The sequence below is a fragment of the Methylobacterium sp. J-118 genome (genome assembly GCF_057836565.1).
This window is the reverse complement of sequence record NZ_JBYQFA010000001.1, coordinates 763,571-787,929: the sequence shown is the minus strand read 5'-3', so window position 1 is coordinate 787,929 and position 24,359 is coordinate 763,571. Positions and strand designations below refer to the sequence as shown.

The window sequence follows — 24,359 nt, the reverse complement described above, 5'->3', positions numbered from 1 at the left end:
GGCATCACCGTGCGCGTCAGGCGGCGACGTCCTTCGGCGCGCTCCGGGCCGGGACCGGGAGGGTGATGGTGAAGCAGGCGCCGCTGCGGTCGCGCCGGTTCGCGGCCGTGACCGTGCCACCCATCGCTTCGACGAAGCCGCGGGAGATCGCCAGACCCAGGCCGGTCCCGGCCCGGACCCGGTCGCCCTTGCGGGCCCGGTAGAACTTGTCGAACACCCGCTCGAGGTCGGCATCCGGCAGGCCGTCGCCCTCGTCCAGAACCGCGATGCGCAGCTCGGCCCCCCCGCGCAGCGCCCGGATCGTCACGGTCGAGCCCTCAGGGGCATACTTGGCCGCGTTGTCGAGGAGGTTGACCAGGACCTGCTCGAACAGCACCGGATCGAGCGCCAGGGCCGGCAGGTCGGGGGCAATGTCCACGGTGACGCGATGGCCGGCCAGGATCGTCTGCGTCCGCCGCAGGGCGGTATCGACCGTCTCGCCGATGTCCTGCGCCGACAGATTCGGCGCCACCGCCCCGGCCTCGAGGCGGGTCATATCGAGCAGGTTGGCGATGAAGCGGTTGAGCCGCTCCGCCTCCTCGATGATCGTGCCGAGCAGCTCCGCCTTCGCCTCGGGCGGCAGGGCGGCGTCGAGGTCGCGCAGCGTGCTCGCCGCCCCCAGGACCGAGGCCAGCGGTGTGCGCAGGTCGTGGCTGATGGAGGTGAGCAGCGCCTGGCGCAGCCGGTCGGTCTCGGCGGCGCGCTCGGCGCGGTCGAGATCCTCCACGAGCCGCACGCGTTCGATGGCGAGCGCACCCATGTCGGCCAGGGCATCGAGCAGGCGTCGGGCCTCGGGCGTCAGGATCGGTCCGGTCCCGTCTGCATCGAGGCCGATCACCCCGATCGTGCCGCGCCCGGTGCGCATCGGCAGGAACAGGCGCTTGGCCCCCGGCAGGGTGTCGGCACCGCGGCCGGCGGGCCGGTCGTTGTCGAAGGCCCACTGGGCCGCCGCGACGTCGGCCGCGTCGAGCCGGTCCTCCGGCGGGTAGCCGGCATGGACCGTGACGGCCTTGCCGTCGGGCAGGAGGAGGACGACGCGGACCCTGAGCATCGCCGCCACCTGGGCGCAGGTGGCCCAGAGCACGTCGTCGAGCGTCCCGCAGGCGGCAAGCTTCCGGGAGAAGCCGAACAGGCGCTCCGTCGCCCGGGCGCGGCCCTGGCTGACCATCGCGATCCGCCGGGTCCGGGCGGCGAGGTTCGAGACCAGGACCGCCACCAGGGTGAAGAGTAGGAAGGCCGCGACGTTGGTCGGGTCGGCGATCGTGAACGTGTAGACCGGCGGAAGGAAGAAGAAGTTGTAGGCCAGCGAGGCCGCCAGGACGGCCGCCAGGGCCGGCCCGAGGCCCGACCGCACCGCCACGACGGCGGTCAACAGGAACAGGTCGGCATTCTCCACGCCCGCATAGGGCTGTGCCAGGAGCGCGGCGCCGAGTCCGACCGCGATGGCGACGATCGCGATGCCGTAGGGCCGGACGGCGAAGCCGGTCCGCGGCGCCGCCGCCGTGACGGTGCGGAGGGGCTGTCTCTCATCCGGAACGGCCTCCCCGGGCACCACATGCACGCTGATATTGCCGCTGCGGCGCACGAGGTCGTGCACCACCGAGCCGTTGACGAGCTCGAATAGCCACGACCGGTTCGCCTTGCCCACGACGATGTGGTTCACGTTCGCCGAGCGGGCGTAGTCGATCACGTCGTCGGCCAGGCGCCGGCCGCCGGGCAGGGTCACGGCGTCCCCCCCGAGCCGGTCGGCCAAGCGCAGGGCCTCGGCGATCCGGTCACGCTCCGCCTCCCGCAGGGACGCCGCGCGGGCGCCCTCGATCGACAGCGCCGTCCACGGGGCGTGCAGGCGGTCGGCAAGGCGCTTGGCGTAGCGCACGAGGCCGGCCGAGCGGGGGTCCTCGTTCACGCAGACCAGCACCCGCTCGCCCGCCGCCCAGGGCCCGGCGATGGCGTTGGCCCGCATGTGGCCGAGGAGTTCGTCGTCGACCCGGTCCGCCGTGCGACGCAGCGCCAGTTCCCGCAGGGCGGTCAGGTTGCCGCGCGAGAAGTAATGCTTCAGGGCGCGCTCGGCATTCGTCGGGACGTAGACCTTGCCGTCCTTCAGGCGCTGGATCAGGTCGTCCGGGTTGAGGTCGACCACCTCAATATCGTCCGCCCGGTCGAGGATGCCGTCCGGGACGGTCTCGCGCACGCGGATGCGGGTGATCTGCGCCACGACGTCGTTGAGGCTGTCGACGTGCTGGATGTTGAGCGTGGTGTAGACGTCGATGCCGGCGTCGAGCAGTTCCTCGACATCCTGATAACGCTTCGGGTGGCGCGAGCCCGGCGCGTTGGTGTGGGCGAGTTCGTCGACCAGCGCCAGGGCCGGCCGGCGGGCGAGCAGGGCGTCGAGGTCCATCTCCTCCAGCACGGCGCCGTGATAGGGCACCGCCCGGCGGGGGATCACCGCGAACCCGTCGAGCAGGGCCTCAGTCTCGGCCCGGCCATGGGTCTCAACGACCCCGATGACCACGTCGGTCCCGGCCTTCAGCCGGGCCCGCCCGATGGTCAGCATCTCGTAGGTCTTGCCGATGCCGGGGGCGGCCCCGAGGAACACCTTGAGCCGGCCGAGCGTCCGTTCTTCCCGGCGCGCCGCTTCGAGCAGGGCGTCGGGGGAGGGGCGGTTCGGGTCGCGGCCGGTCTCAGGCATGATCCCCCTATACGCCGCTCAGCGGCGGACGAGATCCTCGAGGGCGAGGTTCAGTGCCAGGACGTTGACGCGCGGCTCGCCGAGGAGCCCGAGGGTGCGGCCCTCGACGTGGGACGCGACGAGTTCGCGCAGCCTGTCCTCCGGCAGGTTCCGGGCCTTGGCGATGCGGGGAATCTGGAAGTCGGCGGCCTGCGGCGAGATCTCCGGATCGAGGCCGGACCCGCTGGTGGTGACGAGATCGACCGGCACCGGGGTGGCCGCGTTCTCCGCCTTCAGGGTGTCGAGGTCGCCCTTGACCCGCTCGGCCAGCGCGGCACTGGTCGGGCCGAGGTTCGAACTCGAGGAGTTCGCCGCGTTGTAGGGCGCCGGCACCGTCTTCGAGGCGTCGGCCGGGTCGGGTGCTGTCGTAGCCGAGGGCCGCCCGTGGAAATAGCCGGCGCCCGCGAAGGTCTGCCCGATCAGGCGGGAGCCGACGATCGTGCCGTCGCGCTCGATCAGGCTGCCGGCGGCTTTGGCCGGGAAGATGACCCCAGCGAGGCCGGTCATGGCGAGGGGGTAGGCGAGCCCGGTGACCACCGTGAGCGCGGTGAGGAGGACCAGGGCGGGGCGGATCTGTTTGAGCATGGCGGGTCTCCCAGGGACCGGTTCAAGCGAGGCGCAGGGCGGTAACGGCGAGGTCGATGGCCTTGATGCCGATGAAGGGCACGATCACGCCGCCGAGCCCGTAGATCAGGAGGTTGCGGCGCAGAAGCGCGGCCGCGCCCACGGCCCGGTAGGTCACGCCGCGGAGCGCCAGCGGGATCAGGGCCACGATGATCAGCGCGTTGAAGATGATCGCCGACAGGATCGCGCTCTGCGGCGAGGCGAGATGCATGACGTTCAGCGCCTGCAGCTGCGGGTAGAGCGTCAGGAACATCGCCGGGATGATGGCGAAGTATTTGGCCACGTCGTTGGCGATCGAGAAGGTCGTCAGCGCGCCGCGGGTCATCAGCAACTGCTTGCCGATGCCGACGATCTCGATGAGCTTGGTGGGATCGCTGTCGAGGTCGACCATGTTGCCGGCCTCGCGGGCCGCCACCGTACCGGTGTTCATGGCGACGCCGACATCGGCCTGGGCCAGCGCCGGGGCGTCGTTGGTGCCGTCGCCGCACATGGCGACGAGCTTGCCCTCGGCCTGCTCCTTGCGGATCAGCGCCAGCTTGTCCTCGGGTGTGGCCTGGGCGAGGAAGTCGTCGACGCCGGCTTCCGCCGCGATGGCCGCCGCGGTCATCGGGTTGTCGCCGGTGATCATCACCGTGCGGATGCCCATCCGCCGCAGCTCCGCGAAGCGCTCGCGGATGCCACCCTTCACGATGTCCTTCAGGTAGACGATTCCGAGCAACCGGCTGTCGCGGGCGACGGCCAGGGGCGTGCCGCCGGCCTTGGCGATCGTTTCCGCGATGGCGCGGATCTCGCCGACCACGCGTGATTCCGGATCGGGCTGGAAGGCGAGGGCGGCGTTCGAGCCCCGGCTCGCCATGGGCTGCGCGGCGAGCGAGGCGATCACGGCCTCCACGGCGCCTTTGCGGATCGAGGCCCCGTTGAGATCCACGCCGGACATCCGCGACTGCGCGGTGAACGGCACGAAGGTGGCGTTAAGCCCGGCCATGTCGCGGGCGCGGATGCCATACGTCTCCTTGGCGAGGACCACGATGGAGCGGCCCTCGGGGGTCTCGTCCGCCAGGGAGGCGAGTTGCGCCGCGTCGGCCAGTTCCTGCTCCGAGACCCCGGAGACCGGGCGGAACTCGGTCGCCTGCCGGTTGCCCAGGGTGATCGTGCCGGTCTTGTCGAGGAGCAGCGTGTCGACGTCGCCCGCCGCCTCGACGGCCCGGCCCGACATGGCGAGCACGTTGAAGCGCACCAGCCGGTCCATGCCGGCGATGCCGATGGCCGAGAGCAGGGCACCGATGGTGGTCGGGATCAGGGTGACGAACAGGGCGACCTGCACGATCACCGGGATCGCGCCACCCGCATAGCTGGCGAAGCTCGGGATCGAGGCCACCGCGAAGACGAACACGAGGGTCAGCCCGGCGAGCAGGATGTTGAGGGCGATCTCGTTCGGGGTCTTCTGCCGGGAGGCACCCTCGACCAGGGCGATCATCCGGTCGACGAAGGTCGAGCCCGCGGCCGCGGTGATGCGGACCTTGATCTGGTCGGAGAGCACCTGCGTGCCGCCGGTCACGGCGGAGCGGTCGCCGCCGGATTCGCGGATCACCGGGGCCGATTCGCCGGTGATGGCGGCCTCGTTCACCGAGGCGACGCCCTCGATCACCTCGCCGTCGGAGGGGATCAGATCGCCGGCCTCGACCAGGACGACGTCGCCGACCTTGAGGGTCGTGCCGGGCACCGTCTCGTAGCCCCCGCCCGGCCCCTTGAGGCGCTTGGCGGTCATCTCGGTGCGGGTGCGCCGCAGGCTGTCGGCCTGGGCCTTGCCGCGGCCCTCGGCGAGCGCCTCGGCAAAGTTGGCGAAGATCAGGGTGAACCACAACCAGAGGATGATCTGGCCGGAGAAGGCGAGGTCGTTGCCCCCGGTGACGAGGTCGCGGGCGAACAGCACGGTGGTCAGCGCCGCCACGACCTCCACCACGAACATGACCGGGTTGCGGATCATGGCGCGGGGATCGAGCTTCCTGACCGAGCCGAGGAGGGCCGGCCCGACCAGGGCGGCGCTGAACAGGGATGACGTCTGACGAGACATGGATGATGTCCGAAGCGGTGAGGGAGCCCGGCGCGGCGCGCCGGGCGCTGTCTTGGTCAGGGAACGAGGGTGCCGGTGGTCAGCGCGATCGCGGCCAGGAGGGCGAACCCGCCGAGCAGCACGACGCCGAGGAGCGCCAGCACCAGGTCCGAAGTCCGCACCGGCGGTGCGCGCCCGGGCCGCTGCGGTTGCCGGTGCAGCACGAGGTGGTGGCGCGGCATGCGCCGGGACGGGAGGGCGCGCGGCATCTCAGCCCCCCGTCGCGAAGGTCTGGCCGGCCGCGCCCGCGAGGTGCTCGACCACGGGGCCGAGCGCCAGGGACGGGAAGAACGTCAGGCCGCCGATGATCAGGATCACGCCGACGAGGAGACCGACGAACAGGCCGCCATGGGTCGGGAACGTGCCCGCCGAGGCCGGGACCGTCTTCTTGGCGGCGAGCGAGCCCGCGATGGCCAGAACCGGGATCTTCACGAAGAACCGACCCACCAGCATCCCGATGGCCAAGGTGCTGTTGTAGAACAGCGTGTTGGCGGACAGACCGCCGAAGGCCGAGCCGTTATTGGCCGCCGCCGACGTGTAGGCGTAGAGGATCTCCGAGAAGCCGTGCGGGCCGGCATTGGCCGGGCCGGCGAGCCCGGCCGGCAGCACGGTCGCCAGCGCGGTGAAGCCCAGCATCATCAGGGGCAGGCACAGGATGCCGAGCATGGCCATCTTCACCTCCTTGGCCTCGATCTTCTTGCCGAGGTATTCGGGGGTGCGGCCAACCATCAGGCCCGCCACGAAGATCGCCACGATCACGAAGATCAGCATGCCGTAGAGGCCGGCGCCGACGCCGCCGATGATGATCTCGCCGAGCTGCATATTGATGAGCGGGATCAGGCCGCCCAGCGCCGTGAACGAATCGTGCATGGCGTTGACGGCGCCGCAGGAGGCCGCGGTTGTGATCACCGCGAACAGCGCCGAGGCCGCGATGCCGAAGCGCGTCTCCTTGCCCTCCATGTTGCCGCCGGTGAGACCCAGGCCGTTGAGGACCGAGCTGCCGTTGGCTTCGGCCCAGTAGGTGACCCACACGCCAGCCAGGAACAGCACGCCCATGGCGCCCAGGATCGCCCAGCCCTGGCGCTCGTCGCCGACCATCCGGCCGAAGACGTTGGTGAGCGCGGCGCCGATCACGAAGATCGAGACCATCTGGACGAAGTTCGACAGGGCGGTGGGGTTCTCGAACGGGTGCGCGGCGTTGGCGTTGAAGAACCCGCCGCCGTTGGTGCCGAGCATCTTGATCGCCACCTGGCTGGCCACCGGCCCCAGCGCGATGGTCTGGTGCGCACCCTCCAGCGTCGTCGCATCAGCGTAGGCGCTGAACGTCTGCGGCATGCCCTGCCAGACCAGGAACAGCGTGTAGGGCACGCAGATCGGCAGCAGCACGTAGAGGGTCGCCCGGGTGACATCGACCCAGAACGAGCCGATCGTGCCGGTGGAGGCCCGGGCGAAGCCCCGGATCAGCGCCACCGCCACCGCGATGCCGGTGGCCGCCGACAGGAAGTTCTGGTGCGTCAGCCCGACCATTTGGGACAGGTACGAGAGCGTGGTCTCGCCGCCGTAGGACTGCCAGTTGGTGTTGGTGATGAAGCTGGTCGCGGTGTTGAACGCGAGGTCCGGCGCCACCGCGGCCTGATCGGCCGGGTTGAGCGGCAGGACCGCCTGCAGGCGCAGGATCGCGTAGAGGACGGCGAAGCCCAGCACGTGGAACAGGATGACCGCGCCCGTATAGGCGAGCCAGTGCTGCTCCTGCCGGGCGTCGATGCCCGACACACGGTAGAGCCCGCGCTCGACGGGGCCGAGCACGGGCGAGAGGAGGGTGCGCTCTCCCGTGAAGACGCGGGTCATGTACGACCCGAGGGGCTTCACGAGCGCCAGCACGACCGCGCAGTAGAGCGCGATCTGGATCCAGCCGTTGAGGGTCATGGGAGGAGGTCCACGAGGGCCGCTCAGAACCGCTCGGGGCGGACGAGGGCGTAGGTGAGGTAGACGAGGAGCCCGGCCGTCACGAGGGCGCCGAGGGCGAGGTCGAAGGTCATGACGGGCCCCTCAGAGGCGTTCGCAGAGGACGGCGTAGCCCTCGGCGAGGCCGAAGAAGGCGAGCGCCCCGGCGATGAAGACGATGTCGAGCATGGCGATCCGCTCCGGTTCGGCGGACCGGCCGCGGAAGCGCCGCGCCCGGCCTTGGCCAGGCGGTATTGTGGCCGGAAACCGCATTAGGGTTCGAGCGCGGGCCAGGGCCCTCCGCATAAGGGCCGTGTTAGGATCGGCTGCCTGCGGCGGTCCGCGCGATCCCGGCCCGCATCCCGCCCCTGCAAGGACCTCGACGATCATGCGCCCCGTCCATACCGAGCGTCATCTCATCGACCGGATTGGCTGGCTGCGCGCCGCCGTCCTCGGGGCCAATGACGGCCTCGTCTCCACCGCCAGCCTGATCGTCGGGGTCGCCGCCTCCGCCGCCAATCCCAGCGAGATCCTGGTCGCGGGATCCGCCGGGCTTGTGGCCGGCGCCATGTCCATGGCCGCCGGCGAGTACGTCTCGGTGAGTTCGCAGGCCGATACCGAACGGGCCGACCTCGACCGGGAGCGCGGCGAGCTTGCGGCCGATCCGGCGGCGGAGCGAGAGGAACTCGCCCGGATCTACATCGATCGGGGCCTCGACCCGGCGCTGGCCCGGCAGGTCGCTGATCAGCTCATGGCCAAGGACGCGCTCGGCGCCCATGCCCGTGACGAGCTCGGCATCTCGGAAGTCACGACGGCGCGCCCGGTTCAGGCGGCGCTGACCTCGGCGGCGACTTTCTCAGCCGGCGCGGCCCTGCCGCTGCTGGTGGCGGCGCTCGCCCCCGGAGCGTCAGCGGCCTACAGGGTGTCGGCCGCCTCGCTGGTGTTCCTGGCTGTCCTCGGCGCCCTGGGCGCCAAGGCGGGCGGCGCCCCCCTGGTCCGGGCCACGGCCCGCGTGACCTTCTGGGGGGCGCTCGCCATGGCGGTCACCGCGGGGATCGGCAGCCTCGTCGGCAAGGCCGTCTGACGCGGACAAACCGCGTCAGCGTGCGGTGCCGGCCCCGGTCGATCCGGTTACATCGCCCTGGCTCGGCTTGATCGCCCAGAGTTCCGTCGGAAGGCTGATCGGTGCGCCGGGCTTGTAGTCCGCGGAATCCTGGATGTGCGACGTCGTCACGTAGACCGTGCCGTCCGGCCCCTCGCTGAACGTGTCCGGCCACCGCAGCTGCGGATCCTGGACCAGCGTCGTCAGGCCCGCTCCGGTACGGGAGAGGTCGCGGACCTTCACGGCGTTGTCCTGCGGCGACGTCACGTACATCCGGCCGTCCTTGCGGGAGATCATCAGGCCGTCGGCGGGGCCGTTCTCACCGACGGTGACGATCTTGCCGCTTAGCGTCCGGTCGCTGAGCGACTCGGGCACGAAGGACGCGGTCGCCCAGCCGGTGAGCGCATCGGTCGGCAGGCTGTAGAGCGTCTTGCCCTTGATCGCCTGCCAGTACAGCGTCTTGCCGTCCGGCGAGAGGGCAATGCCGTCCGCCGCGAAGTCGACGCCGCGCCCGTCCGGGCGGCGCAGGGGCTTGCCGTCGTACTGCACGGTCACGCTCGTGTCCGGCATCGTCGAGGCGTGGCCCGAGAGCAGGCGCTTGGCCGATCCGCTGTCGAGATCGACTACGATCAGCGCGCCCTCGGCGCCGGAATCGGTGAGGTAGGCGGTCTTCCCGTCCGGCGCGATGCGCACGTCGTTGATGTAGGACGCCTGCAGCACGGTGCTGCTGTCGAACCGGATGGTCTTCACGACCTGGTTGGTTTTCAGATCGATCCCGACGAGCTTCGGCCCGTCCTTGATCACGTGGGCCATCGCGGGGGCCGCGGCATCGACCACCCAGAGGCGGTCCTGCTGGTCGGCGACGACGCTCTGCACGCAGACGAAATGGGTCTTCGGATCGACCGTGTCGGCCTTCGCGTTGCGCCAGCTGTTCCACCCGGCATCCGGGAAGGGCACCGGCTTGCCGTCCTTCAACTCGGCCACGGAGACGGGGGCGTCCTCGCTCCAGCGGGGAAAGTTGACGAACATGCGCCCGTCCCGGCTCACGGTGATGCCGGTGACCTGATGCTCGAAGCTCGCGATCTTGGTGAGCGGCGCTTGCCCGGCGGCAGACCCCTGCCCGGGGGTCCGATCCTGGGCCGAGGCGAGCGTCGGCAGACTGGCCACGCCGGACATCAGCGAGAGGGCGAGTCCGAAACGGATGCCGGCGGAAGACGTCATTGTGCACACTCCTGGGATTCGGCGGGGCAACGCGTCAGCGGGCGCGGGGGTCCCGGGAGCTATCGGCTGTGCCGTCCGCGGCCGCCTCTCGGGCGCGGTCAGCCGCGTGAACACTAGCGACCATTAATTGTGCGTGCCGAAGCCGGCCCCCGGCTGTGGCGCCGAGCCGTCACCGTCGCTCCGAGCGGCTACCAGTGGTCAGTCGTGAACCCACATGTGTCGCAATTCAGGCAGGTGCCGTTCCGGACCAGCGTGAAGTTCGCACATTCCGGGCAAAGCTCGCCAACATGGTTTGCTAATTTCGATCGGCGCCGCTTATCAGCTATATATTCAGCGCGCCTTTGAGCGCAATCCATTGGAACGTTGAATAAGTATTCGATTTCGTCTGCCGATACTACCCCTCGAAGCATCGGCTCCGGAGTCAAAAAGACGTCTGCAAAATCATTTGCCTGCGGCTCAGTTCTCTCTTCTCGCTCAACTGCTCTTAGGATTGAGTCGTCAGATTCTGTGAATGCCATCTTGTCATGAGAATGCATCAAGACATGACCAAGCTCGTGAGCCAAAACAAACCTGGCCTGCGCAAGATTTTGTTCGGCAGCGCGCCATATATCGCGTCTCACGCTCAAAATCGTGTCATGGCCAAGCGAAGCTTTGACGAACGCTTCGATGCCGTTTTCATACTCTTCATGTAAATTTAAAACTAGCTTTATGTTAGATTTTTTAAATTGGAAATTTTTGATGAAGTCAGCAATATTTGGGTTAAGCTGATGCTCTATATCACCAAACTTTCGAGCCTTCGCCGCGATTTGTTCAATCGTGGCGAAGGCTCTGAATTTTGCTCGTCTATCACTAAACAAGCGGCAGTCCTAAATTTAAGAGCAACCGGTAGTACTACCGCACGTATCGCACTTCAAGCAAGTTCCATTCCGAACCAGAGTAAAGTTAGCGCATTCGGGGCAAGATTCGCCGACATATCCTTTCAACCTTGCCTCGGCCCGACGCGAAGCAACTGAATTAGGGGCCTCCTGACCGGGCGGAGAGAAACCAAAGCTAACCTCCTCAACCTTTGAGGCCTCTAGCTCCGCCTTCAGCGCCGTGCTGCCGCGGATCGCGTGGACCGTGCCGCCGGCCGGCGTCGTCTGGCCGGCGCTCGCCGCCCCGACGCCGAGGCTCGCCCCGGCCGGGCCGCCCTGGATCAGGGTAAGCCGGTCGGCCGAGCCCCGGAGCAGGCCCCGGGAGACGACCGAGGACGCCGGGGCGGGCTTGGGACCCTCGCGGGTCGTGTCGCCGCTCTCGCCGCCGCCGATCACCGTCCCGCCGATCTCGGAGGGGCTGACATGGGCGAGGTCGGCGCGGCCGAGATACGACACCGCCAGCTCCCGGAACACGTAGTCGAGGAGTGAGGTGGCGTTCTTGATCGCGTCGTTGCCCTGCACGAAGCCCGCCGGCTCGAACCGCGTGAAGGTGAAGGCCTCCACGTACTCCTCCAGCGGCACGCCGTACTGGAGCCCGAGCGAGATCGCGATGGCGAAGTTGTTCATCAGGCTTCGGAAGGTCGCGCCCTCCTTGTGCATGTCGATGAAGATCTCGCCGAGGCGCCCGTCGTCGTACTCGCCGGTGCGCAGATAGACCTTGTGGCCGCCGACCACCGCCTTCTGGGTGTAGCCCTTGCGCCGGGTCGGGAGCTTCTCACGGGAACGGATCCGTTCCACCCGCTCGATCACCCGCTCGACGATCTTCTCCGCGACCTGGGCGGCCCGGGCCGCGGCCGGCGCCTGCAGCACGGCCTCCAGGGCGTCGTCGGCCTCGTCGTCCTCGTCGACGATCAGGGCCGAGTTCAGCGGCTGCGACAGCTTCGAGCCGTCGCGGTAGAGGGCGTTCGCCTTGAGGGCGAGGCGCCAGGACAGCAGGTAGGCCGCCTTGCAATCCTCCACCGTGGCGTCGTTGGGCATGTTGATGGTCTTGGAGATCGCCCCCGAGATGAAGGGCTGCGCCGCCGCCATCATGTGGATGTGGCTCTCCACCGAGAGGTAGCGCTTGCCGATCCGGCCGCACGGGTTGGCGCAGTCGAACACCGCGTAATGCTCGAGCTTGAGGAAGGGCGCGCCCTCCAGCGTCATCGCCCCGCAGATATGGGTGTTGGCGACTTCGATGTCCTTTTTCGTGAAGCCGAGGAACGGCAGCAGCTCGAAAGTCGGGTCCGCGAGCTTCTCCGCCGGCACGTTGAGGATCTGGGTGAGGAAGTCGTCGCCGAGCGTCCAGCGGTTGAACACGAACTTGATGTCGAAGGCCGACTTCAGCCCCTTCTCCACCGCGGCGATCTTGTCGTCGGGGAACCCTTTGGCGCGCAGGGTCGTCGGGTTGATCGCCGGCGCCTGGCCCATCGAGCCGTGGCCGACCGCGTAGGCTTCGATCTCGGCGATCTCGGATTCCCGGTAGCCGAGCGACCGCAGGGCGTCGGGCGCCGCCTGGTTGATGATCTTGAAGTAGCCGCCGCCGGCGAGCTTCTTGAACTTCACCAGGGCGAAGTCGGGCTCGATCCCGGTCGTGTCGCAATCCATCACCAGCCCGATCGTGCCGGTCGGCGCGATCACGGTGGCCTGGGCGTTGCGGTAACCGTGCGCCTCGCCGAGCCTCAGCGCCTTGTCCCAGGCCGCCCGGGCATGGTCGCCCAGATCCGCCTGCGGGATGTTGGCATGGTCGAGGGCGACCGGGGCGACGTTGAGGAACTCGTAGCCCGCGGTCTCGCCGTGGGCGGCCCGGCGGTGGTTGCGGATGACCCGCAGCATCGCATCGGCGTTCTCGTCATAGCCCGGGAAGGTGCCGAGTTCCGCGGCCATCTCGGCCGAGGTGGCATAGGCGATTCCGGTCATGATCGCGGTGAGCGCGCCGGCCAGCGCCCGGCCCGCGTCGGAATCGTAGGGCAGGCCCATGGTCATCAGCAGGCCGCCGATATTGGCGTAGCCGAGGCCGAGGGTCCGGTAGCGGTAGGACAGCTCCGCGATCTCCTTCGAGGGGAACTGCGCCATCATTACGGAGATCTCGAGCACCACCGTCCAGAGGCGGTTCAGGTGCTCGAAGGCGTCCACGTCGAAGCGCTTGGTCTCCCGATCGTACATCGTCAGCAGGTTCGCCGAGGCGAGATTGCAGGCGGTGTCGTCGAGGAACATGTACTCGGAGCACGGGTTCGAGGCCCGGATCCGCCCGCCCGCCGGACAGGTGTGCCAGTCGTTCATCGTGGTGTTGAAGTGCAGGCCCGGATCCGCTGAGGCCCAGGCGGCCTCGCCGATCCGCTCCCACAGCTCCCTGGCCTTCAGGGTCTTGGTGACCTTGCCGGTGGTGCGCGCCGTTAGCCGCCAGTCCGCATCCGCCTCGACGGCGCGCAGGAAGTCGTCGGTCAGCGAGACCGAGTTGTTGGAGTTCTGGCCGGCGACCGTGAGATAGGCCTCCGAATCCCAGTCGGTGTCGTAGACGGGGAAGTCGATCTTGGTGAAGCCCTGCCGGGCGAACTGCACCACGCGCTTGATAAAGGCGTCCGGCACGGAGGCGCGGCGCGCAGCCTTGATCTCGCGCTTGAGGGCCGGGTTGCGCTCCGCGTCGAAGCAGGCATCGCCCTCGGCTTCGCACTGGGTGCAGGCCTTCATCACCAAGCTCAAGTGCTTGGAGACGACCTTCGAGCCGGTCACCAGGGCGGCGACCTTCTGCTCTTCCTTGACCTTCCAATCGATGAAGGCCTCGATGTCCGGGTGGTCGATGTCGACGATCACCATCTTGGCGGCGCGTCGGGTGGTGCCGCCGGACTTGATCGCGCCGGCCGCCCGGTCGCCGATCTTGAGGAAGCTCATCAGGCCCGACGACTTGCCGCCGCCGCCGAGTTTCTCGTTCTCGGCCCGGAGATGCGAGAAGTTCGAGCCGGTGCCGGAGCCGTACTTGAACAGGCGCGCCTCCCGCACCCACAGGTCCATGATGCCGCCCTCGTTGACGAGGTCGTCCTGGACCGACTGGATGAAACAGGCGTGCGGCTGCGGGTGCTCGTAGGCCGAGGCCGACTTGGTCAGCGCGCCCGTGTGCGGATCGCAGTAATAGTGCCCCTGGCTCGGGCCATCGATGCCGTAGGCCCAGTGCAGGCCGGTGTTGAACCATTGCGGCGAGTTCGGCGCTACCATCTGCCGGGCGAGCATGAAGCGCAGCTCGTCCAGGAAGGCCGAGGCGTCCTCCTCGGACGAGAAGTAGCCACCCTTCCAGCCCCAGTAGGTCCAGCAGCCGGCGAGCCGGTCGAACACCTGGGTGGCGGAGGATTCGGAGACGAACCGCTCCTCCTCGGGGAGCGCGGCGAGCGCCGCCTCGTCCGGCACCGACCGCCAGAGGAAGGACGGGACCGCGTTCTCCTCGATGCGGCGGAGCCGGGCCGGGATACCGGCCTTGCGGAAGTATTTCTGCGCGAGCACGTCGCTCGCCACCTGGCTCCAGCTCTCGGGCACGTCGATGCCGTCCAGGCGGAACACCACCGATCCATCCGGATTGCGGATCTCGCTCAGCGCCTTCCGGAACGGGATACCGGCATAAGGCGATTGCCCGGCCGTGGTGTAGCGACGCTCGAACCGCATGAAACACACCTCTCCCGACGGGACACGACGGTCCCGGCCCCGCTGGAGGCGGGGATGTTGGCCCGATGATGGGGGCGAATCCGGCCGTATCCCTGGAACGGGCGGCAGTCGGATCCGCAAACGTGAATTAAGGTTGGTCGAACCTGCCGAATAACACCACAGGGGCGGCGCGACCGATGGAGGGACCTTACCGCCGTCCGCGTTCTCACGTCAACAAGTGGTGTGTGAAGCCTCGGTTCCCCGCTAGATGTTGTGCCGGCTCCCAAAAACCTGTGGATATCCGGGCGGGACTCGATAAGTGTCCTTCCGGTATTCCAGAATCGGGTCGGGAAAATTTTTGCTCCACACCCAGAAGTGGAGACAGTTTATCGCAGTTCGCGAAGCACCCGGGTATCGCCGGGGTTGGGCGTGGCCGCGGGGCGACAGTTGGACCACGTGGCTGGACTCGTGCGCGCACGACCACCATAACGACCCCGGACAGCGTCCTGGCGGCGCGGCACGATTCCGGGACCGACGATGGCGCTGAAGGACACTTTGCTGCGCGTCTTCACGTGGTGGAACGGCCAGACCGTCTCCCTAGCGCTCCAGACCGCACGGACCGGCATCTTCGTCGGCGAGGACGATTTCGGGAACAAGTACTACAAGGCGGAAGGGGCGCTGATCGACCGCTCGGTCGGCTCCGAGCGGCGCTGGGTGGTCTACAACGGCTACGCCGACGCTTCGAAGGTGCCGCCCGGCTGGCGCGGCTGGCTGTGCCACAACGTCGACCTCGCGCCGAGCGAGGAGAACTACACGCCCCACGCCTGGCAGAAGCCGCATCTGGAGAACCAGACCGGGACGCCGAACGCCTACCGGCCGCAGGGCTCGCAGCTGTCCTGGGGGCAGCGGCCCGCCGCGACCGGCGATTACGTGTCCTGGACGCCGGGCGAGTAGCGCGGCCGACCCCGGCCTCGAAGCGCCCTTTTGCCGCCACCGTTCCGGTGTTCAAGGCGAACCCATCCCGACCGCCCGCCGCGCAGTCCGACGGCGCGGACGGCCACCCTCGTTCCGGGGTTCGAGCCTTGAGCCGCATCACAGCCCTTGCACGCCGCGCGCTCGTCCCGAGCTTCGCGCTCGCCCTCTGGGCCGGCCCGGCCGCGGCCGACAAGATCAAGAACCCGACCGCTGTCTTCTCCGGCCTCGACAAGATCACCGGCCGGATCGTGTCCTTCGAGGTCGCGGTGGATGAGACCGTCCAGTTCGGCGCGCTGCAGCTCACCCCGCGGGTCTGCTACACGCGGCCCCCGACCGAGAGCGCCAAGACCACGGCCTTCCTCGAAGTCGACGAGGTCACCCTCGACAACAAGTATCGCCGGATCTTCACCGGGTGGATGTTCGCGTCGAGCCCCGGCCTGCACGCGATCGAGCATCCGATCTACGACGTCTGGCTGGTCGACTGCAAAGGCGGCAGCGACGTGATCGCCGAAGCGAAGGAGCAGGAGGACATCCCCGCCGTCGCGACCAAGCCCGAGAAGACCAAGCGCGCGAACAAGGACGCGACCAAGACCGCGCAGCAGATCAACGCCGCCGGCCAGGTGGATGTCGAGGCGCCGCGCGGCGTGCCGGTCCAGCCGCGCCAGAAGCCCTCGCGCAAGTTCTTCCCGTCGAACGAGGGCCCGGCACCGGCCCCTGCGCCCCCGCCGCAGCCGCAGAACCTGTTCGACGCGCTGTTCCGCTGAGGCGCTAAGCCCCGTCGTCGGCGCCTAAGGCTTCCAGCACCCGGGCGCCCGGCACCGAGCCGTCGCCGGGCCAGACATGCCAGTCGGCCACGTGGTCGAGGGCATCGGCAAGGCGCCGCTTGTAGACGTGGCGCGGCAGTTCCTCCGCGCCGAACTGCGTGAGGTGCTCCGTCACGAACTGCGTGTCGGCCAACCGGTACCGCCCGGCGCGCAGGCGTCCCATCAGGTGGACCAGGGCGACCTTCGAGGCGTCGCGGACCTCGTGGAACATGCTCTCGCCGAAGAACGCCGCCCCGAGGGAGACGCCGTAGAGGCCGCCCACGAGCCGCCGGTCGTCGCCCGCATAGACCTCCACCGTGTGGACGTGCCCGAGGTCGTAGAGCGCGCCGTAGAGTTCGCGGATGCGGCCGTTGATCCAGGTGCGCTCGCTGTCCCGGCGGGGCGCGGCGCAGCCGTCGATCACGCCGTCGAAATCCGTATCGCACCGGACCTCGAACTGGTCGGACCGCACCGTCCGGGCGAGGCGCCGGGGCACGCGGAACGCGTCGAGGGGCAGGACGCCGCGCGCCTTGGGCTCGACCCAGTAGAGGGTCGGGTCCTGCGCGTCCTCGGCCATCGGGAAGATGCCCGCCGCGTAGGCCTTCAGCAGGATCTCGGGGGTGATGTCCACGCGGGTGGGGTCGTGCATGGGGTGAGTGTCGCGCGGAGCCGGCCCGAAGACCAGAGGGCTCACGCGGCCTTCACGCCGCGGGGGAGGCCGCTCGGGGTCAGGCCTTCATGCCACCATCGGCGAGGAAATGCTCCAGCCAATGGATGTCGTAGAGGCCGTTCTGCACGTCCGCATTGCGGACGAGGGTGCGGAACAGCGGCAGCGTCGTGTCGATGCCGTCGATCACGAACTCGTCCAGTGCCCGGCGCAATCGCATCAAGCACTCGTTGCGGGTGCGGCCGTGGACGATCAGCTTGCCGATCAGGGAATCGTAGTGCGGCGGGATCCGGTAGCCCTGGAAGGCAGCCGAATCGACGCGGACACCGAGGCCGCCGGGCGTGTGGTAGTGGGTGATCTCGCCCGGGGAGGGGCGGAAGGTCTCCGGGTGCTCGGCGTTGATCCGGCACTCGATGGCATGGCCCTCGACCTTGATGTCCGACTGCGACACCGAGAGGGCACCGCCCGAGGCCACCTGGATCTGCTCGATCACGAGGTCGATGCCGGTGATCATCTCGGTGACCGGGTGCTCGACCTGGATCCGGGTGTTCATCTCGATGAAGTAGAACCGCCCGTCCTCGTACAGGAACTCGACGGTGCCGGCGCCGAGATAGCCGAGTTCCTTCATGGCGTTGGCGCAGATGCCGCCGATCTCGGCGCGCATCGATTCGTTGAGCGCGGGCGAGCCGCCTTCCTCCCAGACCTTCTGGTGGCGGCGCTGGAGCGAGCAATCGCGCTCGGCCAGGTGCACCGCGCCGCCGCGCCCGTCGCCCAGAACCTGCACCTCGATGTGGCGGGGCTTCTCCAGATACTTCTCGAGATAGACCGCGTCGTCGCCGAAGGCGGCCTTGGCCTCGGACTTGGCCATGCCGATTGCCTGCTCCAGCTCGGCCTCGGTGCGCGCGACCTTCATGCCGCGGCCGCCGCCGCCCGCCGCAGCCTTGACCAGGACCGGGTAGCCGATCTCGGCGGCCACGCGCTTGGCGTCAGTCGGGTCGTCGACGCCGCCGTCCGAGCCCGGCACGCAGGGGATCCCGAGCTTGAGCGCCGTGCGCTTCGCCTCGATCTTGTCGCCCATGGTGCGGATGTGCTGCGCCTTGGGGCCGATGAAACCGATCTGGTGGTGGGCCAGCACCTCGGCGAAGCGGGCATTCTCCGACAGGAAGCCGTAGCCCGGATGGACCGCATCCGCCCCGGTGATCTCGCAGGCCGCGATGATGGAGGGGATGTTCAGGTAGCTGTCGCGCGCCGCCGGCGGTCCGATGCAGACGCTCTCGTCGGCGAGCCGCACGTGCATCGCATCGGCGTCGGCGGTGGAGTGGACCGCCACGGTGGCGATCCCGAGCTCCTTCGCCGCCCGCAGGATGCGCAGGGCGATCTCGCCGCGGTTCGCGATCAGGATCTTGTCGAACATCGGATCCGTTAGGGCGTCCGCGCGGTCAGGAGCGCGCAGGAGGCTCTATCCTCTTGTTATGCGGCGGCGTCCAGGCGCGGCGCGACCGCCCGGGCGGACATCCTAGCTGATGACGAGCAGGGCCTCGCCGAACTCCACCGGCTGCCCGTCCTCCACGAATATGGCACTCACCGTACCGGCGCGGGGCGCCACGATCTCGTTGAAGGTCTTCATCGCCTCGATGAGCAGCAGCTTGTCGCCGACCTCGACCCGCGCGCCGACATCCACGAAGGACTTGGCGTCCGGCGAGGGCCGGAGATACGCGGTCCCGACCATGGGGGAGGGGACGGTGCCCGGCTGCGTCCGCGGCGGCTCGGCCGGGGCGGCGGCCGGAGCCGCCGCGGCCGGCGGCGCGAGGGCCGCCACGGGCGCTGGTGCCGCGACCTGGACGCTCGCGGGTTCGAGCCGGCGTACCACGCGGATGCGCAGGTCGCCCTTCTCGACCTCGATCTCGGACAGGCCGGTCTCGGTTACGAGGTTGGCGAGCTCGCGGACGAGCTCGGGATCGATGGCATCGTTCTTTGACATCCGGCCTACTTCGTATCGCGGCGCGTCGGTCCGGCCGTGCGAGTCGGCGCCGGACCACGGCCCTGCGGCTGGCGGCTCTTAGACGAAGGCGCCCCGGCGCGACAAGGCCGCGCGGGTCACGCCTCCTCCGCCCGGCGGCTCAGCAGGCGGCGTGACCGCATTGACGCACGTCGGCAATGGTCTTGCGCATCGGATCGACGCCGACCGCGCCGGGGATGACCTCGTCGCCGATGATGAAGGCCGGCGTGCCCGACAGGCCGAGCCGGTCGCCGAGGCCGCGGTTCTCGCTGAGCGCCGCCTTCACCTCGGGGGAGGCCATGTCCTTCTGAAGCTTGGTCGTATCGACGCCGAGATCCTTGGCGACCTGGATCGCCCGGGCGCCGTTCACCCGGCCCTTCGTCTCCAAGAGCTTCTGGTGGAACTCGAACAGCTTGTCGCCCTTCAGCTGCTGGCGCACCGCGATGGCGACCTGGCTGGCCTCCAGGGATTCCGGGCCGAGGACCGGGAAGTCCTTGATCACCACCCGGAGCTTCGGATCGGACTTGATCAGCGCCTGGACGTCGCCCAGCGCCTTGCGGCAGTAGCCGCAATTGTAATCGAAGAACTCGACCATCGTGACGTCGCCCGAGGGGTTGCCGGCGACCACGTCGTGCGGGCCGTTGTTCAGCGCTTCGCGGGCATCCTTCAGGGCGGAGGCTTGGGCGAGACGCTGCGTCTCCGCCTGCTGCTTCTCGGCCTCCGCCAGGGCCTCCTGGAGCACCTCGGGGTGCTTGATCAGGTAATCCTTGACGATGACCTCGATGCCGGCGCGCTGCGCGTCCGTGAAGGGCGCGGCGGGCGTCTGGGCGAGCGCCGGAGCGGCGACGAGGCCGAGCGCCAGGATCAGCGCGGGCAGGGGGCGGATGAACGGCATGGATCCTCGCTTGCGGGGCAAGCCGGCCCGCGCTGGGCGCGAGCGGTAGGGGACGGGTTTGGCGTTTTCGCGGCACCGGGTCAATCGCGTCGCCGTCCCGCGAATCAGCCCCAGGCCGATAAGCGATCGGGCTCGGGCGGTTGAGGCTGTGGCGGCGGCGCTCTACCCTGCCGGTCCCAGCCGGTCGCTTCCGGTTCCGAGAAGGACCGCATGACCCCGATCTCCCGACGGGCCGCCGCCGTGCGGCCGTTCCTCGCCATGGACGTCATGGCCGCCGCCGCCGCCAAGGCCCGCGACGGCGCCGACGTGGTCCGGATGGAAGTCGGCCAGCCCTCGGCGCCGGCCCCGCGCGCGGCGATCGCGGCCGCGCAGGAGGCGCTCGCGACCGGGCGCGTGCCCTATACGGAGGCCCTGGGCCTGCCCGCCCTGCGCGCGCGCATCGCCCGGGACTACCGGGAGCGGCACGGTGTCCCGGTCGGCCCGGAGCGGGTGGTGATCACCACCGGATCCTCGGCGGGCTTCGTCCTGGCGTTCATGAGCTTGTTCGATGCCGGCGCCCGGGTCGCGGTGCCGCAGCCCGGCTACCCGGCCTATCGCAGCATCCTCGCCGCCCTCGACCTCGTGCCCGCCCCGATGGTCCTGCGCGCCGAGGACCGCTTCGCTCCGACCGCGGTGCTCTTGCGCGAGACCCACGCCCGGGACCCCGTGGCCGGCGCCCTGGTGATGAGCCCGGCCAACCCTTCGGGCACCGTGATCACGGAGGCCGCCCTGCAGGATGTCTGCGCCGCGGCGCGGAGCCTCGGGCTGCCGCTGATCTCGGACGAGATCTATCACGGGCTCAGCTACGGGCCGGCCACCGTCACGGCCCTACGCTTCGACCCCGACGCGGTGGTGATCAACTCGTTCTCCAAATACCACTGCATGACCGGCTGGCGCGTGGGCTGGATGGTGGTGCCAGAGGAACTGGTCCGCCCGATCGAGCGTCTGGCGCAGAACCTCTACATCTCGGCCCCGTACCTGTCGCAGGTCGGGGCGCTGGCCGCCCTCGACGCGGCGGAGGAACTCGACGCCGTGCGCGACGGCTACGCCCGCAACCGCGCCATCCTGCTCGACGCGTTCCCCGGCCTCGGCCTCGGGCACATCCATCCGGCCGACGGGGCCTTCTACCTCTACGCCGATGTCGGTAACCTCACCGACAACGCCGCGGATTTCTGCCGGCGGATGCTCGATGAGGCGCATGTGGCGGCGACCCCGGGCCTGGATTTCGACCCCGACCAGGGCGGCCACCACGTCCGATTCTCCTTCGCGGGCGCCCAGGCGGAGTGCCATGCGGCGGTATCCCGGCTGCGCCGCTGGCTCGGCTGAGCGCTCAGGCGGCGCTCGCCGGGACCAGGGCGCGGACGGCCGCGGGCAGCTCCGCGAAATGCCCGATCACCCGGTCCGGCCCCAGCTCGGTCACTGGCCGGTCGGTGTAGCCGAAGGTCACGGCGACCACCGGGATGCCGGCGGCCTTGGCGGTGTCGATGTCGGTCCGGGAATCGCCGACCATCACCGCGCGTGCCGGATCGCCGCCGGCCCGTTCGATCGTACCGGTGAGGTGGCGCGGATCCGGCTTGGATTGCGGGAAGGTGTCGCGGCCGCAGATCGCCGCGAAGCGGTGGCCGATCCCGAGCAGCCGCAGCAACTCGACGGACTGGTCCTCGTACTTGTTCGTACAGACCGCGAGGCGGAACCCTTCCGCCTCCAGCATGTCAAGCGCTTCGGCCACCCCCGGGAACAGGTGCGACGTGTCGGCGAGATGCGCGCCGTAATGGGCGATGAAGGCGTCGAACAGCCGGTCGTGGTCCTCCGGCGCGAGCGCGCGTCCCTCCGCCTCGAAGCCCCGCCGGATCAGCGCCTTGGCACCGGCGCCGATCAACCCGCGGGCCTGCGACAGGGGCAGTTCCGGCAGGCCCTCGCGCGCCATCAGCACATTGAGCGTGGCGATGAGATCTCCGGCGGTCTCGGCTAGGGTTCCGTCGAGGTCGAACACGGCGATGGGCGGTCGGGTCGTCGAGGCGGCGGACATTGTTTCAAAAGGCTCCTGCTGGCTTCCGGCCTCGCTAGCGGATCGGTGTGAAAACCGGAACCCGCGGGGCACGACGCCGGTGTCGGTCCGGGGGCGGCTTCAGGGCCGCGCCGTCCTGGCGTGGCGCCGCGACGACACGATCGCCTGAACGGCCGCGGCCAGCCCCGGGTCCCGGGACGGGGGGAGGGCGCCTTGGACGGTCACGCATGCGTGCGGGAACAGGCGTGGCCCTAAACGCCCGCGGCGGCGCTGAAATGCTCGCGTTTCCAGCACTCGCCGGAGATTCGCGCCCCGTTGGACGTCGCGAAGGCGTAGGGTGAGGCTTCCAGCACGGCTCCGCCGCGGGCGCGGATGATCCAACGGTAGCAGCGGGACTCGTCCGCGCAGGGGACGATCTCGACCAGATGGGTGCGTACGGAATGCATCGACATGGCCCGTTAACGCGCGGGCGAGCGCTTCCGCCTCAACGTCCCTGCGCGCACGGTTACCGAGACCCGCCTCCCGCCGCCTGTGCGCGGCCCAACGCCCTGTCGCCGGAACGCGCGATGCCGTAATCCGTTCGGGCGGTGGGACTATCGGCCGGCGCCGAGATGGAGAGCAAGGACGCAGTATGGCGATCAAGGCCCTGAACGACCGGAAGAAGCTGTCGAACGACTTCAACGAAGCCAACGACGCCTTCATCGACGAGGTGCTGAACGCCCTTCAATCCGGGAAAATCCCCTTGGATCTGGCCCGCGCCTATCTCGCGCATCCCGTCGCGATGATGCACACGGACGGGGCCCAGGCCGTGGCCGACTATTTCGAGCGCATTCTGGCGCAGCGGCCGAACATCGACTGGATGCCCGGGGATTGACCGGCACCGGTCCGGAAAGGAAGTGCGGATGACCGCCGACGAGATCCAGGACCTGAACCGCGCCCGCGCGGCGCTCGCGCGGCAGCGGAACGCCATCGCCCGGCGGATCGGCGGCCTCGAAGTGGCGCCGATCTCCATGTCCGAGGACTTGACCCGGACGCTCGTGGCGATCGAGGCCGTGGACCGGGCCCTGGTCGAGGCCGGCCAGCCGCATGTCGACATCGGTTCGGCATCGGACATATAGGCGCGTCCGGACCGCGGCGGCGCCATCGCTTGCGCCAGATTCACGGGCGGGCGTACAGGCTCGCGTGCTCCGAGGAGACCCGACGATGACCGACCGCCTGCCCGGCTTCAACACCCTGGCGATCCACGCGGGCGCCGCCCCCGACGCGGCCACGGGTGCGCGGGCCACACCGATCTACCAGACCACGAGCTTCGTGTTCGACGATGTCGACCACGCCGCCTCGCTGTTCGGGCTCCAGGCCTTCGGCAACATCTACACGCGGATCACGAACCCGACCAACGCGGTCTTGGAGGAGCGCATCGCCGCCCTCGAAGGCGGTACGGCGGCCCTGGCCGTCGCCTCCGGCCATGCCGCCGAGTTCCTGACCCTGCACGCGCTGATGCAGCCGGGCGACGAGTTCGTGGCCTCGAACAAGCTCTATGGCGGCTCGATCAACCAATTCAGCCATTCCTACAAGAACTTCGGCTGGACGGTGGTCTGGGCCGACAACGACGATCCCGCCTCCTTCGAGGCGGCGATCACGCCGCGGACCAAGGCGATTTTTTGTGAATCCATCGCCAATCCGGGCGGGGTCATCACCGACCTCGCGGCGCTGTCGCAGGTGGCAAAAAAACACAACATCCCGCTCATCGTCGACAACACCATGGCGACGCCGTACCTGATCCGGCCGTTCGAGCACGGGGCCGACATCGTCGTGCACTCGGCCACCAAATTCCTAGGCGGCCACGGCAACTCGATCGGCGGCTTGATCGTGGACGGCGGCTCGTTCCAATGGGCGGGGGACGCGCGCTACCCGATGATGAGCCAGCCGCGGCCGGAATATTCCGGCATGGTGCTCGCCGAGACCTTCGGCAATTTCGGTTTCGCCATCGCCTGCCGTGTGCTGGGCCTGCGCGACCTCGGCCCGGCCCTGTCGCCGTTCAACGCCTTTTTGATCCTCACCGGCATCGAGACCCTGCCGCTGCGGATGCAGCGCCATTCCGACAACGCCCTGGTGGTCGCCAGGCACCTGTCGCAGCACCCGGCGGTGTCCTGGGTGAGCTATCCGGGCCTCGAGACCGACCGGTACCACGCGCTCGCGCAGCGCTACACGCCGAACGGGGCCGGCGCAGTCTTCACCTTCGGGTTGAAGGGCGGCTACGAGGCCGGGGTCAAGCTGGTCTCGAACCTGCAGCTGTTCTCGCACCTCGCCAATATCGGCGATACCCGCTCGCTGATCATCCACCCGGCCTCGACCACGCACCGCCAGCTCACCGACGCGCAGAAGACCGCCGCCGGCGCCGGGCCGGAGGTGGTGCGGCTGTCGATTGGCCTGGAGGATCCGGCCGACCTGATCGACGATCTGGATACCGCGCTCGGCGCCTGAGCAGGGTGCGGTACCCACGCGGCACGGGATAGGGTTCTCGACCCTGCGCTGGGGGCTGACCCAACGAACACACGTCATCCTGAGACGCCGGAACGCACACGGGCCTCGAGAGAGGGCCCCGGGGATCGCGCC

At 69.1% G+C, this 24,359-nt stretch carries 22 protein-coding genes and 1 pseudogene; 7 read left to right on the top strand and 16 right to left on the bottom strand.

What is annotated here, in order from left to right; translation table 11 throughout:
- Positions 1–16 precede the first annotated feature (16 nt).
- Genes AC3IF3_RS03735 through AC3IF3_RS03705 form a run of 7 tightly spaced genes read right to left on the bottom strand, consistent with a single transcriptional unit; the run spans position 17 to position 7,721 of the window.
- A complete protein-coding gene (locus AC3IF3_RS03735) occupies positions 17–2,728 on the bottom strand; it encodes an ATP-binding protein (RefSeq protein ID WP_489227339.1) in 2,712 nt (903 codons plus the stop codon).
- Between the two features lie 18 nt (positions 2,729–2,746).
- Positions 2,747–3,352: a K(+)-transporting ATPase subunit C gene (locus AC3IF3_RS03730; RefSeq protein WP_489227338.1), complete on the bottom strand. Its 606-nt coding sequence runs from the start codon at positions 3,350–3,352 to the stop codon at positions 2,747–2,749.
- A gap of 22 nt (positions 3,353–3,374) precedes the next feature.
- On the bottom strand, positions 3,375–5,465 hold the full coding sequence (gene kdpB, locus AC3IF3_RS03725) for a potassium-transporting ATPase subunit KdpB (protein WP_489227336.1): 2,091 nt from the start codon (positions 5,463–5,465) through the stop codon (positions 3,375–3,377).
- 56 nt (positions 5,466–5,521) lie between these two features.
- Entirely contained in the window at positions 5,522–5,713 is a 192-nt protein-coding gene (locus AC3IF3_RS03720) for a hypothetical protein (RefSeq protein ID WP_243966700.1), read from the bottom strand.
- A gap of 1 nt (position 5,714) precedes the next feature.
- The gene (kdpA, locus tag AC3IF3_RS03715) at positions 5,715–7,430 is read right to left on the bottom strand and encodes a potassium-transporting ATPase subunit KdpA (protein ID WP_489227335.1); all 1,716 of its coding nucleotides are present in this window, start codon (positions 7,428–7,430) and stop codon (positions 5,715–5,717) included.
- 23 nt (positions 7,431–7,453) lie between these two features.
- Positions 7,454–7,543 carry a K(+)-transporting ATPase subunit F gene (locus AC3IF3_RS03710; RefSeq protein ID WP_238229089.1) on the bottom strand — a complete coding sequence of 30 codons (90 nt, stop codon included), beginning with the start codon at positions 7,541–7,543 and terminating at the stop codon, positions 7,454–7,456.
- Between the two features lie 10 nt (positions 7,544–7,553).
- The gene (locus tag AC3IF3_RS03705; RefSeq protein ID WP_489227333.1) at positions 7,554–7,721 is read right to left on the bottom strand and encodes a hypothetical protein; all 168 of its coding nucleotides are present in this window, start codon (positions 7,719–7,721) and stop codon (positions 7,554–7,556) included.
- 115 nt (positions 7,722–7,836) lie between these two features.
- On the opposite strand from AC3IF3_RS03705, the gene AC3IF3_RS03700 reads away from it, so the two are divergent.
- Positions 7,837–8,532, top strand: a complete 696-nt coding sequence (locus AC3IF3_RS03700) for a VIT1/CCC1 transporter family protein (RefSeq protein ID WP_489227332.1) — start codon at positions 7,837–7,839, stop codon at positions 8,530–8,532.
- Positions 8,533–8,547: 15 nt separating this feature from the next.
- Here AC3IF3_RS03700 and AC3IF3_RS03695 read toward each other — a convergent pair whose 3' ends face one another.
- The 3 genes and pseudogenes from AC3IF3_RS03695 to AC3IF3_RS03685 all read right to left on the bottom strand — a co-directional run bounded on the left by AC3IF3_RS03695 (position 8,548) and on the right by AC3IF3_RS03685 (position 14,378).
- Positions 8,548–9,771, bottom strand: a complete 1,224-nt coding sequence (locus AC3IF3_RS03695) for an L-dopachrome tautomerase-related protein (RefSeq protein WP_489227331.1) — start codon at positions 9,769–9,771, stop codon at positions 8,548–8,550.
- Between the two features lie 407 nt (positions 9,772–10,178).
- Positions 10,179–10,391, bottom strand: a pseudogene (locus tag AC3IF3_RS03690) (ImmA/IrrE family metallo-endopeptidase); the annotation flags it as partial.
- Between the two features lie 252 nt (positions 10,392–10,643).
- Positions 10,644–14,378 (bottom strand): vitamin B12-dependent ribonucleotide reductase, encoded by a 3,735-nt coding sequence (locus AC3IF3_RS03685; protein WP_489227329.1) that lies wholly within the window; start codon positions 14,376–14,378, stop codon positions 10,644–10,646.
- 516 nt (positions 14,379–14,894) lie between these two features.
- On the opposite strand from AC3IF3_RS03685, the gene AC3IF3_RS03680 reads away from it, so the two are divergent.
- Positions 14,895–15,311: an NADH:ubiquinone oxidoreductase subunit NDUFA12 gene (locus AC3IF3_RS03680; protein ID WP_243966706.1), complete on the top strand. Its 417-nt coding sequence runs from the start codon at positions 14,895–14,897 to the stop codon at positions 15,309–15,311.
- Positions 15,312–15,439: 128 nt separating this feature from the next.
- Entirely contained in the window at positions 15,440–16,096 is a 657-nt protein-coding gene (locus AC3IF3_RS03675) for a DUF2155 domain-containing protein (protein WP_489227327.1), read from the top strand.
- 4 nt (positions 16,097–16,100) lie between these two features.
- On the opposite strand, the gene aat is transcribed toward AC3IF3_RS03675, so the two are convergent.
- The 4 genes from aat to AC3IF3_RS03655 all read right to left on the bottom strand — a co-directional run bounded on the left by aat (position 16,101) and on the right by AC3IF3_RS03655 (position 19,696).
- Positions 16,101–16,784: a leucyl/phenylalanyl-tRNA--protein transferase gene (aat, locus tag AC3IF3_RS03670; protein ID WP_243966708.1), complete on the bottom strand. Its 684-nt coding sequence runs from the start codon at positions 16,782–16,784 to the stop codon at positions 16,101–16,103.
- Positions 16,785–16,863: 79 nt separating this feature from the next.
- Positions 16,864–18,216 (bottom strand): acetyl-CoA carboxylase biotin carboxylase subunit, encoded by a 1,353-nt coding sequence (accC, locus tag AC3IF3_RS03665; protein WP_243966710.1) that lies wholly within the window; start codon positions 18,214–18,216, stop codon positions 16,864–16,866.
- Between the two features lie 102 nt (positions 18,217–18,318).
- Positions 18,319–18,783: an acetyl-CoA carboxylase biotin carboxyl carrier protein gene (gene accB, locus AC3IF3_RS03660; protein WP_243966711.1), complete on the bottom strand. Its 465-nt coding sequence runs from the start codon at positions 18,781–18,783 to the stop codon at positions 18,319–18,321.
- A gap of 139 nt (positions 18,784–18,922) precedes the next feature.
- The gene (locus tag AC3IF3_RS03655; RefSeq protein WP_243966712.1) at positions 18,923–19,696 is read right to left on the bottom strand and encodes a DsbA family protein; all 774 of its coding nucleotides are present in this window, start codon (positions 19,694–19,696) and stop codon (positions 18,923–18,925) included.
- 210 nt (positions 19,697–19,906) lie between these two features.
- On the opposite strand from AC3IF3_RS03655, the gene AC3IF3_RS03650 reads away from it, so the two are divergent.
- Positions 19,907–21,061: a pyridoxal phosphate-dependent aminotransferase gene (locus tag AC3IF3_RS03650; protein WP_489227325.1), complete on the top strand. Its 1,155-nt coding sequence runs from the start codon at positions 19,907–19,909 to the stop codon at positions 21,059–21,061.
- 4 nt (positions 21,062–21,065) lie between these two features.
- Here AC3IF3_RS03650 and gph read toward each other — a convergent pair whose 3' ends face one another.
- Both gph and AC3IF3_RS03640 read right to left on the bottom strand, forming a co-directional pair.
- Complete coding sequence (gene gph, locus AC3IF3_RS03645) at positions 21,066–21,764, bottom strand: phosphoglycolate phosphatase (protein ID WP_489227323.1); 699 nt, start codon at positions 21,762–21,764, stop codon at positions 21,066–21,068.
- A 230-nt stretch (positions 21,765–21,994) separates the two neighbouring features.
- Positions 21,995–22,195, bottom strand: a complete 201-nt coding sequence (locus AC3IF3_RS03640) for a hypothetical protein (protein WP_489219755.1) — start codon at positions 22,193–22,195, stop codon at positions 21,995–21,997.
- A gap of 179 nt (positions 22,196–22,374) precedes the next feature.
- Between AC3IF3_RS03640 and AC3IF3_RS03635 the strand changes: the two genes are divergently transcribed.
- The 3 genes from AC3IF3_RS03635 to AC3IF3_RS03625 all read left to right on the top strand — a co-directional run bounded on the left by AC3IF3_RS03635 (position 22,375) and on the right by AC3IF3_RS03625 (position 24,227).
- Positions 22,375–22,617: a hypothetical protein gene (locus AC3IF3_RS03635; protein ID WP_243966716.1), complete on the top strand. Its 243-nt coding sequence runs from the start codon at positions 22,375–22,377 to the stop codon at positions 22,615–22,617.
- A gap of 28 nt (positions 22,618–22,645) precedes the next feature.
- Positions 22,646–22,861 carry a hypothetical protein gene (locus AC3IF3_RS03630; protein WP_489227321.1) on the top strand — a complete coding sequence of 72 codons (216 nt, stop codon included), beginning with the start codon at positions 22,646–22,648 and terminating at the stop codon, positions 22,859–22,861.
- Between the two features lie 85 nt (positions 22,862–22,946).
- A complete protein-coding gene (locus AC3IF3_RS03625) occupies positions 22,947–24,227 on the top strand; it encodes an O-acetylhomoserine aminocarboxypropyltransferase (protein ID WP_489227319.1) in 1,281 nt (426 codons plus the stop codon).
- Positions 24,228–24,359: the final 132 nt, after the last annotated feature.